This window comes from Pseudomonas sp. W15Feb34, from assembly GCF_023127765.1.
GTDB classification, from domain to species: domain Bacteria; phylum Pseudomonadota; class Gammaproteobacteria; order Pseudomonadales; family Pseudomonadaceae; genus Aquipseudomonas; species Aquipseudomonas synxantha_A.
This window is the reverse complement of sequence record NZ_SPKN01000025.1, coordinates 21,206-34,965: the sequence shown is the minus strand read 5'-3', so window position 1 is coordinate 34,965 and position 13,760 is coordinate 21,206. Positions and strand designations below refer to the sequence as shown.

The 13,760-nt window shown below is 59.1% G+C and carries 11 protein-coding genes; 3 read left to right on the top strand and 8 right to left on the bottom strand.

Going from position 1 to position 13,760, the window contains the following annotated elements; genetic code table 11:
- Positions 1 to 112 precede the first annotated feature (112 nt).
- Complete coding sequence (glpT, locus tag E4O97_RS10955; protein ID WP_032878817.1) at positions 113 to 1,450, top strand: glycerol-3-phosphate transporter; 1,338 nt, start codon at positions 113 to 115, stop codon at positions 1,448 to 1,450.
- On the opposite strand, the gene E4O97_RS10950 is transcribed toward glpT, so the two are convergent.
- Positions 1,447 to 2,100, bottom strand: a complete 654-nt coding sequence (locus E4O97_RS10950; protein WP_032878816.1) for a gamma-glutamylcyclotransferase — start codon at positions 2,098 to 2,100, stop codon at positions 1,447 to 1,449. The genes glpT and E4O97_RS10950 overlap by 4 nt on opposite strands.
- A gap of 27 nt (positions 2,101 to 2,127) precedes the next feature.
- Entirely contained in the window at positions 2,128 to 4,515 is a 2,388-nt protein-coding gene (locus tag E4O97_RS10945; protein ID WP_248161360.1) for a TonB-dependent receptor, read from the bottom strand.
- 326 nt (positions 4,516 to 4,841) lie between these two features.
- Here E4O97_RS10945 and E4O97_RS10940 point away from each other — a divergent pair, with 326 nt between their 5' ends.
- Complete coding sequence (locus E4O97_RS10940) at positions 4,842 to 5,324, top strand: hypothetical protein (RefSeq protein ID WP_005792403.1); 483 nt, start codon at positions 4,842 to 4,844, stop codon at positions 5,322 to 5,324.
- A gap of 121 nt (positions 5,325 to 5,445) precedes the next feature.
- On the opposite strand, the gene E4O97_RS10935 is transcribed toward E4O97_RS10940, so the two are convergent.
- The 6 genes from E4O97_RS10935 to E4O97_RS10910 all read right to left on the bottom strand — a co-directional run bounded on the left by E4O97_RS10935 (position 5,446) and on the right by E4O97_RS10910 (position 12,718).
- A complete protein-coding gene (locus E4O97_RS10935) occupies positions 5,446 to 6,414 on the bottom strand; it encodes a CDP-6-deoxy-delta-3,4-glucoseen reductase (RefSeq protein WP_078822604.1) in 969 nt (322 codons plus the stop codon).
- Entirely contained in the window at positions 6,414 to 7,880 is a 1,467-nt protein-coding gene (gene ubiD / locus E4O97_RS10930) for a 4-hydroxy-3-polyprenylbenzoate decarboxylase (RefSeq protein WP_003195329.1), read from the bottom strand. The genes E4O97_RS10935 and ubiD overlap by 1 nt, the downstream gene beginning before the upstream one ends.
- Before the next feature lie 59 nt (positions 7,881 to 7,939).
- Positions 7,940 to 9,922: an acyltransferase family protein gene (locus E4O97_RS10925; protein WP_032878812.1), complete on the bottom strand. Its 1,983-nt coding sequence runs from the start codon at positions 9,920 to 9,922 to the stop codon at positions 7,940 to 7,942.
- Between the two features lie 156 nt (positions 9,923 to 10,078).
- Complete coding sequence (gene rho, locus E4O97_RS10920; protein ID WP_003176825.1) at positions 10,079 to 11,338, bottom strand: transcription termination factor Rho; 1,260 nt, start codon at positions 11,336 to 11,338, stop codon at positions 10,079 to 10,081.
- 234 nt (positions 11,339 to 11,572) lie between these two features.
- Complete coding sequence (trxA, locus tag E4O97_RS10915; RefSeq protein WP_032881181.1) at positions 11,573 to 11,902, bottom strand: thioredoxin TrxA; 330 nt, start codon at positions 11,900 to 11,902, stop codon at positions 11,573 to 11,575.
- Between the two features lie 120 nt (positions 11,903 to 12,022).
- The gene (locus E4O97_RS10910) at positions 12,023 to 12,718 is read right to left on the bottom strand and encodes an FCD domain-containing protein (protein WP_032878811.1); all 696 of its coding nucleotides are present in this window, start codon (positions 12,716 to 12,718) and stop codon (positions 12,023 to 12,025) included.
- 255 nt (positions 12,719 to 12,973) lie between these two features.
- Between E4O97_RS10910 and E4O97_RS10905 the strand changes: the two genes are divergently transcribed.
- Positions 12,974 to 13,759, top strand: coding sequence for a transporter substrate-binding domain-containing protein (locus tag E4O97_RS10905; RefSeq protein WP_103734179.1), 786 nt, complete (start codon positions 12,974 to 12,976; stop codon positions 13,757 to 13,759).
- The last annotated feature ends 1 nt before the right edge of the window (position 13,760 follow it).

The following is a 13,760-nucleotide window of genomic DNA, read 5'->3' as shown; positions in this document are numbered from 1 at the left end:
ACATGCAATTGCTCTCGTTTCCTGTGTTTGCAGATAAGAGGCGATGCTATTTTCGGTAACGAAACTGTAACATTCGCATCCGCAGTCAAAACAAGAAATTTGGAGCTCTTGAATGTTTGCTTTCTTTCGACCTGCCGCACACCAGGCGCCTCTGCCTGAAGAAAAAATAGACAGTACCTACCGACGGCTGCGCTGGCAGATCTTCGCGGGTATTTTCTTCGGTTACGCTGGCTACTATCTGCTGCGCAAAAACTTCTCCCTGGCCATGCCCTACTTGATCGACGAGGGTTACACCCGTGGTGAACTGGGCCTGGCGATGTCGGCGATTGCGATTGCCTACGGTTTATCCAAGTTCCTCATGGGGCTGGTGTCCGACCGCTCCAACCCACGTTACTTCCTGCCGTTCGGCCTGCTGGTTTCAGCGGGGGTGATGTTCATTTTCGGTTTCGCACCTTGGGCAACGTCCAGCGTGACCATGATGTTCATTTTGCTGTTCATCAACGGCTGGGCTCAGGGCATGGGGTGGCCGCCGAGTGGGCGGACAATGGTGCACTGGTGGTCGCAGAAAGAACGCGGCGGCGTGGTGTCCGTGTGGAACGTGGCGCATAACGTCGGCGGTGGCTTGATCGGCCCGCTGTTCCTGCTGGGCATGGCGTGGTTCAACGACTGGCATGCTGCCTTCTACGTGCCGGCCACCGTGGCCCTGGCGGTCGCGGCGTTTGCCTTCATCACCATGCGCGACACCCCGCAATCGGTGGGCTTGCCGCCTATCGAGAAGTACAAGAACGATTACCCGGAAGGCTACGACGCCAGCCACGAAGACGAATTCAGCGCCAAGGAAATCTTCGTCAAGTACGTGCTGCGCAACAAAATGCTGTGGTACATCGCCTTCGCCAACGTGTTTGTCTATCTGCTGCGCTACGGCGTCCTGGACTGGGCGCCGACCTATTTGAAAGAAGCCAAACACTTCACGGTCGACAAGTCGTCCTGGGCGTATTTCTTCTACGAGTGGGCAGGCATCCCGGGCACGCTGCTGTGCGGCTGGATGTCGGACAAAATCTTCCGTGGCAATCGCGGCCTGACCGGCATCGTGTTCATGGCGCTGGTCACCGTGGCGACCCTGGTTTACTGGCTCAACCCGCCGGGCAACCCGATGATCGACATGATTGCGCTGTTCTCGATCGGCTTCCTGATCTACGGCCCGGTCATGCTGATCGGCCTGCAGGCGCTGGAGCTGGCACCGAAAAAAGCCGCCGGCACTGCCGCGGGTTTCACCGGCTTGTTCGGTTACCTGGGCGGTTCGGTAGCAGCCAGTGCGGCCATGGGCTACACGGTTGACCATTTCGGCTGGGACGGTGGGTTCGTACTGCTGATTGGTGCCTGTGTACTGGCGATCGCGTTCCTGATCCCCACGCTGTGGCACACCAACAGCGTCAGCTCGGCGCGTTAATCGGCAGAGCAATCTTTGGCACAACGCTTGAGCCGCGCCTCCAGGTTTTTATCTGGCATGGCGTGGCTACGCAGGGCGTTCACGGTCTGCTCGACATAATCGCGAGTGGTGCCGTAACGCCCGCAAGCGCTTTGCAGCACATGATTAAGCACAATATCGGGCAAGTTGCCGGCATAGCTGGGCAAGTGCCGCTCCAGAACAAACCCCAACGCCTGCACGGTGCTGCCATCTTCCAATCGGCAACTGAGCCAGTGCGGCCGGTACGAGGGGTAAGGCATCTCGCGCTGCCAAAGGGCGTATAGCGAGGCTTCCAACTGGTCCTCCGGCAAGCGGTAGGCAAACCCGCTGCAGGAACCTCCGCGATCCAGCCCGAACACCAACCCCGGCAACTCCGGCGTACCCCGATGTTCGTGGGACCACAAATACAGGCCCCGGTGATAACCGTGAACCCGAGCCCGCACCCGCTCGGTCGACGAGCACTCAGGGCGCCAGATCAGCGAACCATACGCAAACAGCCACACCGGCCCACCCTTGTGCCGAGCCATGGTGGCTTGCATCGAGCTCATCAATTGTTCGTGAGTGAGTTGCGGCCCCAGATCGAGCCGCGGAGGGTAAGCCAATTGCAGAAGATCGGTTTCAATGGCGGTCATGGCGAAAAGCGGTGCGCCTCCTGTGTGTTACCAGTTGTAAGCGACTTTACCGTAATAGAACGCGCCGCTGTAACCGTACGGCGAAAAAGTGCTGTAGGCGAGATTGCCGCCGCTGCTGGCGAAGGCGTTAACCTTCTCCGGGTACTTATCGGTGACGTTGTCGCCGCCCAGGGTAAAGGTCCAGTTCTTGAGCTTGTAATCCGCCGACAGGTCCAGCACCCAGGCGGCTTTGAAGGTCTGGTCGTTGACCTTGTCCGCCTGATAACTGGTGAACTCACCATAGCGCACCAGGTTAGTGTGCAGCGCCCAATTACCGAAGGTGAAGTCGTTGCCCAGGCTCAGCTTGTGCTGGGGCGTGGTATCGCCCAGCAAACCGATACGCTCGCGACGGTCCACCCTCACCAGATTGGCCCCCAGACTATCGAGAATCGCGGGGTTGGCTTTCACGTCGGTGACTTTGGTGTGGTTGTAGTTGTAGCCCACGGTACTGTTCCAGCGAATGCCGTTATCGAACTGGTAGCGATAATTGGCCACCAGGTCGACCCCATCGGTGCTGGTGTCCGTGGCGTTGGTGAAGTACCGGGCCGTGGTGTAGTTGATATTGCCGACGCCATTGGCTTGCAGGTAAGCCACCGTGGCCGGGTTGAGATTGAGGTTAGACGACAGGCTGATGCGGTCGCGGATGTCGATGCGGTACACATCGAGCGTGACGGTCAGGTCATCGGCCGGCTCCAGCACCAGGCCGAGGCTGTAGTTGCGCGACTTTTCCGCCTTGAGGTCTTCGGCACCGAGCAGCCGCGCCACCTGGCTGTTGGCCGGGAAGGTGCCGGCTTCCTGGATGGTGCTGCCGATCAACTGCGATGAGGTGTAGGCAAAATTCTGCTGGGCCAGGGACGGCGCACGGAAACCGTTGGAGATGCTGCCGCGCAAGGCCACCTGGGGGGTGAAGTCGTAGCGGGCCGACAGCGAGCCGCTGACGTTGGAGCCAAAGTCACTGTAATCCTCATGGCGCACGGCGGCCGAGGCGCTGAGTTTTTCGGTGAAGTTGGTTTCCAGGTCCAGGTACTGCGCCCAATTATGGCGTGTGCTGGTGCCGGCGTCGGCATCACGGAAGCCTCCCAGGCCGGAACTGCCGGTCTGGTAATAGGACGCTGGCTCGCCCGCCTCGATTTCATAGCCCTGATGCAGGTATTCACCGCCGAACGCCACGGAGACCGGATACGGAAGAAAGCCCACATCGAACTCACGGGACAGGTCCAGGCTGACTTGCTTTTGATCGTTGCTCAGGGTGCCGTTGTTGAACTTGCGCGGCGTTGCCAGGCCCAGGGAGGTGTTGATGGTTTCGGTGCCCAGTTCGTACTGATTCTTGCCGTAGTTGGCCGACAAGTCGTAATGCCAGTCGTAGGCCAGCAGGCCGCGCAGGCCCACCACCAGCGAGGTGTCTTCCAGGTTGCCTTTGATCAGTGGCAGGTAGCCGTTGGGGTTTAGCGCCTTGATGTTGTTGGATGCGTTGCTCGCACGGTAGAAGGCCGCCGTCTCACCGCGGCGCTTGCTGTAGCCACCGAAGGTGTAGAACTCGGCTGCATCACTGAAGGAATATTCCGAGTTGAACTGGAATTTGCCTTCATTGGTGGCCGGCTCACCTTGGCGGAACACACGCTGGCCGTAGGTGGTGGAGCCAATACTGCCGGGGCGGTAGTCGTTACCGGCGCGGTTGGTGTAATCGTTGTCGGCGCCTTCGGCAGACAGGTTGATAAAGCCATTGTCGCCCAATGCCAGGCCCGTATTACCACTGACATTACGCTGGATGCCGTCACCCTTTTTGTACTCGCCAAACTTGCTGGACACCGAGCCGCCATGGTCGGCGTGCTTGAGGATCACGTTGATCACCCCGGCGATCGCATCGGAGCCGTAACGGGCAGAAGCGCCGTCGCGCAGCACCTCGATATGGTCCACCGCCGACAGCGGGATAGCATTCAAGTCTGCCGGGGCCGAACCGCGCCCAACCGCACCGCCCAGGTTGACGAAGGCACTGGTATGTCGACGCTTGCCGTTGACCAGTACCAACACCTGGTCCGGCGACAAACCGCGCAACTGCGCCGGACGCACCAGTTCGGCCCCGTCCACCAGGCTTGGCCGGGGGAAGTTGATCGACGGTATCAGCCGCGCCAATACGGCACCCAGCTCATCGGAGCCGGTACTGCGCAGGTTTTCACCGGAGATTACGTCGATTGGCGACAGCGATGCACTGGCGGTGCGCTCTTGGGCGCGGGTGCCGGTGACGATCACAGTGTCGAGTTTAGGTGCATCAACCGCAGAAGTTTCGTCTGCCAGAACTGGATTGAATCCCACAACGGTCAGCAAATTGGCCGACAAAATCGCCGTGTATAGCGCGTGTTTTCTGTAGCTCCCCATACCGCTCCCCTTTGAATCAAAAATAGAACTGCAATACGCGAAGTTCGTACGATCGATCCGGCTGGCGGGCGGTGGCGGTCAGTATCTGGTTATGGTCGGTGAAGTCGGTAGTCCGTTGCTATATAGCTTAAAGATATTCATCATCCAGAATAAATACCTTAAAAGAATAAGCAAAAGCATAAGCACGCTCGCCCATTCGTCAGGATCCACGCGTCTAATCCCGGTAATTTCAGCCCCGGTTCAGCCTGGGCGCGTGCCAAGCCGTCAAACTGGCGCGCCTGTAACGACCCACTTAGCCGTTCATCAAATCGACTACCGAGGTCGCCATGAAAAAATTCCGATTGCCTGGCCTGTTATTGCTTGCCCAGGCCACCACTGCACTGGCTAGCGAAACGCCAACGGCGACTGACGACAAAGGCTTCTGGTACGCCCAGACAAGCGTCTACACCCGGCACTTTGCACCCGACCCGCAACACAACAACAAACAGGACCTGATCGGCCTGGAGCGCAATGAGGCGTCGGGCCTGGTGTATGGCGGGGTGACCTTTCGCAACTCGTTCCGCCAACGCTCGTACTACGCCTATGCGGGCAAGCGCTATGACATGGCCGACTACCCGGTGTATGCGAAGTTGACCGGTGGGTTGATCCAGGGCTATCGCGGCGAGTATCGCGACAAGATCCCGTTGAATCGTTTTGGCGTAGCGCCAGTGATCATTCCGTCCGTGGGTACCCATTACGGGCCGGTCGCGGCAGAGCTGGTATTGCTGGGGTTCAATGCAGCGATGGTGACGACTGGCTTACGCTTCTGACACGACACTGTCCCCTGTGGGAGCTGGCTTGCCTGCGATAGCGGTGCGCCAGTCGGCAAATGAGACACTGACCCACCGCTATCGCAGGCAAGCCAGCTCCCACATTATTCAGCGCAACACTTCAGGGCCGTGGGGCGTAGGCAAACACGTCAGCGCGCATACGGTGCGCATCCATACCGGCGTCGACCAATGCATCCAGGGTGCCGTAGATCATTGCTGGCGAACCACTGGCGTAGACATGCACGCTATTGAGATCGGCAATGTCCTCGCACACCACCTCGTGCAGCAAACCGCAGCGCCCTTCCCAGCCACAGAGGTCGCTGACCACTTTGTGCAGGAACAGATTGGGCAGTTGCAGCCACTGATCCCAGTGCTCGATCTGGTAGAAATCTTCCGGGCGCCGTACGCCCCAGTACAGGTGCACCGGGTGCTTGAAGCCCGAAGCGCGGCAGTGCTCGATCAGACTGTGCATCTGCGCCATACCGGTACCGGCGGCCATCAGCACCAGCGGTCCGTCCGGCAACTCGGCCAGGTGGGTGTCACCGAACGGCAGTTCCACACGGGCCATCTGGTTGCGCTGCAATTGTTTGATAAGGTTGCGCGCACTGTCCTCGCGCACCAGCACATGCAGCTCCAACTCACGCCCGGCATGGGGTGCAGAAGCCAGGGAAAACGCCGACTTCTCGCCGTTCTCCCGTTCGAGCATCAAGTATTGCCCGGCGTGGTAACGCACCGCTTTACCGGCCGGGGCGCGCAGGCGCACACGCCAGACATCGCCGCCGACTTCCACGCACTCGATCAATTGGCATGACAATTTGCGCAACGGCAACTCTCCTGGCGCGAGTACGCCATCCCACAACACAATGCAGTCTTCCAGCGGCTCGGCGATGCAGGTATAGAACTCGCCATGGTCGCGCACTTCACCAGCTTGGCTTACCCGGCCCTCCACCAGCAACGCCGCACACACATGGCACACGCCATTGCGGCAGGCCTGGGGGCATTCGTACCCCAGGCGGCGTGCACCTTCGAGGATTCGTTCGCCAGGGACCAGCTCCAGTACAGCGCCGGAAGGTTGCAGGGTTACACGCATCAATCTATTCCCAATTCTTTCCAGATCGCATCGACACGCGCGGTGACGGCTTCATCCTTGACGATCACCCGGCCCCACTCGCGAGTGGTCTCACCCGGCCACTTGTGGGTGGCATCCAGGCCCATTTTCGAACCCAGGCCCGATACCGGCGAGGCAAAGTCGAGGTAGTCGATCGGCGTGTTATCGATCATCACGGTATCGCGCTTGGGGTCCATGCGCGTGGTGATGGCCCAGATCACATCGTTCCAGTCCCGCGCATTGATGTCGTCGTCGGTCACGATAACGAACTTGGTGTACATGAACTGTCGCAAAAACGACCACACACCCAACATGACGCGCTTGGCATGGCCCGGATACGACTTCTTCATGGTCACGATGGCCATGCGGTACGAACAGCCCTCGGGCGGCAGGTAGAAGTCGGTGATTTCCGGAAATTGCTTCTGCAGGATCGGTACGAACACTTCGTTGAGCGCCACTCCGAGAATCGCCGGCTCATCGGGTGGACGCCCCGTGTAGGTACTGTGGTAGATCGGTTTGACCCGATGGGTGATGCGCTCGACGGTGAACACCGGGAAGCTGTCGACTTCGTTGTAATAGCCGGTGTGGTCGCCGTAAGGGCCTTCATCGGCCATCTCACCCGGGTGAATCACGCCCTCGAGGATAATTTCGGCGGTAGCCGGCACCTGCAAGTCGTTACCGCGGCACTTGACCAATTCGGTGCGATTACCGCGCAACAGGCCGGCGAAGGCGTATTCGGACAAGCTATCGGGCACAGGTGTCACGGCGCCGAGAATGGTCGCCGGGTCGGCCCCCAGGGCCACGGACACCGGGAACGGCTTGCCCGGGTGTTTTTCACACCACTCTCTGAAGTCGAGTGCGCCGCCACGGTGGCTCAGCCAACGCATGATCACCTTGTTGCGGCCAATGACTTGCTGACGGTAGATGCCGAGGTTCTGGCGATCCTTGTTCGGGCCTTTGGTGACAGTCAGGCCCCACGTGATCAGCGGGCCGACATCGCCCGGCCAGCACGTCTGGACCGGGAGCATGGCCAAATCGACATCATCGCCTTCGATGACCACTTCCTGGCACACCGCGTCCTTGACCACCTTGGGCGCCATGGCAATGATCTTGCGGAAGATCGGCAGCTTCGACCAGGCGTCCTTCAAGCCCTTGGGCGGCTCGGGCTCCTTGAGAAACGCCAGCAACTTGCCGATCTCGCGCAGCTCGCTGACCGACTCGGCACCCATGCCGAAGGCTACGCGCTCGGGCGTACCGAACAGGTTGCCCAGCACCGGGATATCAAAGCCGGTCGGGTTTTCGAACAGCAGCGCCGGGCCCTTGTTGCGCAAGGTGCGGTCGCAAATCTCAGTCATTTCCAGTACCGGAGAAATCGGCATCTGGATACGTTTCAACTCTCCGCGCTGCTCAAGTTGCTGCACGAAATCCCGAAGATCCTTGAATTTCATTAACCATGCCACCCGTAAAATAGGCGTACATCCTACCTGCTCTGAGGGCGGCTGGCAGCTTAATTGGCCGTCAAGCTGCGTGATTGCAACGAACTGAACAATGGCTCAAGGAAGGCTTCAATGTGTCGCGCCCCCACGTCTGACAGATGGTTATCGTCGGTATACAGCGCGCGACCATTGAGTTCGACCCGGCACAAACCATCGGCGCCGCACAGCAGGGGCGCAGGGTCCAGCACCGCGACACCACTGTCGGCAGCCGCCAGTTCGTCAAACAATTGCGTGATGAACGCCTGGCGCTTCACATGCTCGGCCACGGCCAGCCCTTCACCACTCACGGGCCGGTTCATCATCGCCAACCGGCTGAGACGGTAAGGCACGATGATTTCCTGCAGCGGCACTTCCTTGACCAGCCAGACCTTATGGCCGGCAGCACGCAAACCCTGGATGCGTTCACGCAAGCCTTGGGCGAAGCGTTGCTCGGCGACGGCACGCACATACTGGCCAGTGCCGGGGTCTTTGAGCGCATGCTCCTTGTCACCCGACATTTGCCCATACACATACAGGCTCCAGCGGGCGGCCAACACCACATCGCTGAATGTCTGCTCAGCCATGGCCTTCTCGACGCGACGGTTGAAATGCGCGCAGCGGGCAATATTCTCCAGGCCATCGAGGGGAATACAGCCGGCAAAACTGGCTTCGACCAGGCTGATATCGTGACGATCAGCGCCCTCTTTGAGTGCCGGTATCAGCGCGGTAGCGTGACTGTCACCCCATACCAACGCTGAAACCGATTGGTCTTTGGGGCCGAAATGGCAGAACAAGCGTTCATCGGGCGTATCTTTGTCGGCCATGCACGCCAGCAGGTCCGGGCTCCACTTCTTGGCTTGGGCAAAGCGCAACGCCTGCTCGGACAAGCGCGAAGGCACGCCGTCAGCTTCGCGTATCGCAAGGCCAGTGAAGCCCAGCCCCAGAATGCCGACCATGGCTGACGCCAGAATCGCCTTACGCGAAGCCAGCAAACGTTTTTCCCGGAACGGCGTTTCCACGAAGCGCCAGGACAGATAGCCCAGCACCAGCGAAAGCAGCATCAGCCCCGCCAGTTCCAGCGCGCTCAAGCCATCCACCGCGGCGTAGTTGGCGTACACGAATACCGGCCAGTGCCAGAGGTACCAGGAATAAGAGATCAGCCCGATACCCACCATGATCCGCGTGCCCAACAGGCGAGCGACCCAAGTCTGTTGCTGGCCGTTGGCCCAGATCAACCCGACCACACCCAGCACAGGCAACAACGCAGTCGCGCCTGGGAACGGCGTTTTCGCGTCGTAACCCAATACAGCGATGAGGATCAATGCCAGGGAAGCCAGGCTGATTCCTTGCGCCAAGGCCGGCGAGGCGCGCCATTCACGCTTGGGCTGCACCGCCAGCATCGCACCGGCCAGTAGCTCCCAGGCCCGCAGATGCAACAGGAAGAAAGCTTTCTGTGGCTCATGCTGAACCGCCCAGACGCTCATGCCAAACGACGCCAGCAGCACCGCGAACAATGCCAGGCGCCAGTGCTTCAAACGGCTGGAAAGCAAGGTCAGCAGCAATGGGAAGAAAATATAGAACTGCTCTTCTACCGCCAATGACCAGGTATGCAGCAAGGGCTTGATGTCCGATGAGGCATCGAAATAGCCGTGCTGGCGCGAGAACAACAGGTTCGAGGTAAAGGTCACCTGATAATGCGCAGACCGCCCCAACTCTTCATAGTCCTTGGGCGCCAACAGAAACCAACCCACTGCCAGTGTCGCGGCGATCATCACAAACAGCGCGGGCAAGATACGTCGGGCACGGCGAGCCCAGAAGTCGATGAAACTGAAGCGTCCAGCTTGACGCTCTCGCCAGATAATTGACGTGATTAGAAAGCCCGAGATGACGAAGAAGACGTCAACGCCAACAAAACCGCCAGTAATGCCAGGGACACCAAAGTGGAACAACACGACTGCAAGGACAGCGATGGCACGCAGGCCATCGATGTCTCTGCGGTAAGCAAGGGTGGTCATAAGAATGTGGTCAGTCTGCGACGAAAGGGATGAGCGAAGTCACGCGTCAATTTTTGTTACTTAACGGATACTTATGCCACAAAAATCGCAGAATCTCGACGCAAAAAAAATGGCGCCCCATTAAGGGCGCCATTTTTTTGGACCTGAAACGCTGTATTACTTGCGTTTCATCGACAGGAAGAACTCGTCGTTGGTCTTGGTGGTTTTCAGCTTGTCGATCAGAAACTCGATGGCAGCCACTTCGTCCATCGGATGCAGCAGCTTGCGCAGGATCCACATACGCTGCAGCTCGTCGTCAGCGGTCAGCAACTCTTCGCGGCGAGTGCCGGAGCGGTTGATGTTGATCGCCGGGAACACACGCTTTTCAGCAATGCGACGGTCCAGGGGCAGCTCCATGTTGCCGGTACCCTTGAACTCTTCGTAGATCACTTCGTCCATCTTCGAGCCGGTTTCAACCAGCGCGGTGGCGATAATGGTCAGCGAGCCGCCTTCTTCGATGTTGCGCGCGGCGCCGAAGAAACGTTTCGGTTTCTCCAGGGCGTGGGCATCGACACCACCGGTCAATACCTTGCCGGAGCTCGGGATCACAGTGTTGTAGGCACGGGCCAGACGGGTGATGGAGTCGAGCAGGATCACCACGTCCTTCTTGTGTTCGACCAGGCGCTTGGCCTTTTCGATCACCATTTCGGCTACCTGCACGTGGCGGGTTGGCGGCTCATCGAACGTCGAGGCAACCACTTCGCCGCGCACGGTGCGCTGCATCTCGGTCACTTCTTCCGGACGCTCATCGATCAACAGTACGATCAGGTGAACTTCAGGATTGTTACGGGCGATGTTCGCTGCAATGTTCTGCAGCATGATCGTTTTACCGGCTTTCGGCGGTGCGACGATCAGGCCACGCTGGCCTTTGCCGATCGGGGCGCACAGGTCGATCACACGACCGGTCAAGTCTTCGGTGGAACCGTTACCGGCTTCCATCTTCATGCGCACGGTCGGGAACAGCGGGGTCAGGTTCTCGAAGAGAATCTTGTTTTTCGCGTTCTCGGGGCGATCGAAGTTGATCGTGTCGACCTTGAGCAGGGCGAAATACCGCTCGCCCTCCTTCGGAGGACGGATCTTGCCAACGATGGTGTCACCGGTGCGCAAGTTGAAGCGACGGATCTGGCTCGGCGAGACATAGATATCGTCTGGGCCGGCGAGATAGGAAGCGTCTGCGGAGCGGAGGAAGCCGAAGCCGTCCTGGAGAATCTCCAGCACGCCATCACCGGAGATTTCCTCGCCGCTTTTCGCGTGCTTCTTGAGCAGGGAGAAAATCACGTCCTGCTTGCGCGAACGGGCCATATTTTCTATGCCCATTTCTTCGGCCAGTTGGAGCAGGTCGGTAATCGGCTTTTGCTTGAGTTCAGTCAGATTCATATAGGAATGACGTAATCATTTATGGAGGGGGGAAATTAAGCTTTTGGCTTAATGAGGCCGCGCCGCAGAGAAGGCGACAGGATCGCGTACTAATCGAAAAGGAATGCGTCGGCGACGGCTTGCAGGGGGCAGTGGAGAAACCAGTGCGGGGCCGAATGTACCACCTGAGTTTCGGAGCGTCTAGCCCTGCTTTACGAAAAAGCCCCGAGATTTTCGGGGCTTTTTTGACGACGCTTAGATGTTCGCGTCGAGGAATGCAGCCAGTTGCGACTTGGACAGCGCGCCAACCTTGGTGGCCTCGACGTTGCCGTTCTTGAACAGCATCAGGGTCGGAATACCACGCACGCCGTGCTTGGCCGGGGTTTCCTGGTTTTCGTCGATGTTCAGTTTGGCAATGGTCAGTTTGCCTTCGTAGGTAGTTGCAATGTCGTCCAGAACCGGAGCGATCATTTTGCAAGGGCCGCACCATTCAGCCCAGTAGTCAACCAGCACCGGGCCAGCAGCCTTGAGTACTTCGGCCTCAAAGGTCGCGTCGGTGACGTGCTTGATAAGATCGTTGCTCATGGATGTCTCCGGATTGTAAGCAAAAAAAACGTTGCCCATCATAGCTGCCCTTCCCTCGTTCAGGAAGCCGCCTCTGATTGAGTCTTGCTATGGCGTTGCATGAGTGGGGATATAGCCAACTCATGGCGTCACGGCAGTCACAAACACGATGCCTGTTCGCAACGCCGCATTGCGAACGTGTTCCTGCATGGTTTTCTGCGCTGCCGCACTGCTGCGCCGGGCCAAGGCGCGCAGGATTTTGCGATGCTCCTGCCAGGTCTCCATGGCTCGCTCCGGCCGGATGAACGGTAGTTTCTGGCTCTCCAGAAACACCTCGGCGCTGGCACTGAGAATACTCACCATGGCCTGGTTGCCGCTGGCCAACAGGATGCGCTGGTGAAATTCAAAGTCCAGCCGGGCGGCGGCTTCGAAGTCACCCGCTTTGAGGACCTTGCGCATCGCCTCGACATTGTCTTCCAGGCTGTCGAGCTCGTTCGTGGTCAATGTGACTGCCGCCAAACCCGCAGCGAACCCTTCAAGCGCGTAACGCAGCTGGAAGATGTCCAGCGGTGTGGCCTGCGCCGCAAACGGCCAGGCGAGCTCGGATGGCGGGTCCGGCGCCAGCACGAACACGCCCTTGCCCGGCTGTACACTGACCACACCCAATGCGCTCAAGGACGATAAGGCCTCGCGCAACGACGCCCGGCTCACGCCCAACCGCATCGCCAAATCGCGTTGCGAAGGCAATGCCTCGCCCGGCCCAAAGCCCTGCTCCTTGATCAGTTTGCGGATGGCTTGCAAGGCCGCTTCCGGTACGGCTTGGGCAATGGAATTCATAAAAAACTCAAGGTTCCCGTCAGCTGAAGAGCTAGTTGTAAAGCTATTGAAGTCTGTCGGCAAGCCACGCCCCAAAGGGGCCCGTGCGTTTTTTACGGCGCTCGAAAAGGGTGCGAAAAATCTCGCAACTGTTCAGACCAGTAAGACCATGACACTTCAACGAATCCGTGCCTTACAGACCATTCCGAGAGAGCTGGCATGGGCTGTGCACTGAGCAAACTCAGAAAATTCCTTCGCCTTTTTCGGAGAGTTGCCATGACCAAGCGCTACAGCGCCCTGCTCACTGCCCTGTTTGCCAGCCTGATGCTGAGCCAGGCACCTGCCCAGGCTAATGGTCTGGACGATATCGTCGCCCGTGGCACCCTCAAGGTCGCCGTGCCCCAGGACTTCCCGCCGTTTGGTTCGGTCGGCCCCAACATGCAGCCACGTGGCCTGGACATCGACACCGCCAAGCTGCTGGCCGACCAGCTCAAGGTCAAGCTGGAACTGACCCCGGTCAACAGCACCAACCGCATTCCGTTCCTTACCACCGGCAAGGTGGACCTTGTGATCTCCAGCCTGGGCAAAAACCCCGAACGCGAAAAGGTCATTGATTTCTCCAAGGCTTACGCGCCGTTCTACCTCGCGGTGTTCGGCCCACCCGAGGCGGCAATCAGCACGATCGACGACCTCAAGGGCAAGACCATCAGCGTAACCCGCGGCGCCATCGAAGATATCGAACTGACCGCCGTGGCGCCCAAGGAAGCCACGATCAAGCGCTTTGAGGACAACAACTCAACCATCGCCGCTTACCTGGCCGGCCAGGTCGACCTGATCGCCAGCGGCAACGTGGTCATGGTCGCAATCAGCGAGCGCAACCCCAAACGCGTCCCCGCGCTGAAGGTCAAGCTCAAGGATTCGCCGGTGTACGTAGGCGTGAACAAGAACGAGCCGGCGCTGCTGGAGAAGGTCAACCAGATCCTGGTTGCGGCCAAGGCGGACGGCAGCCTGGAAAAAAACGCGCTGCAGTGGCTCAAAGAACCGCTGCCTGCTGACCTCTGAA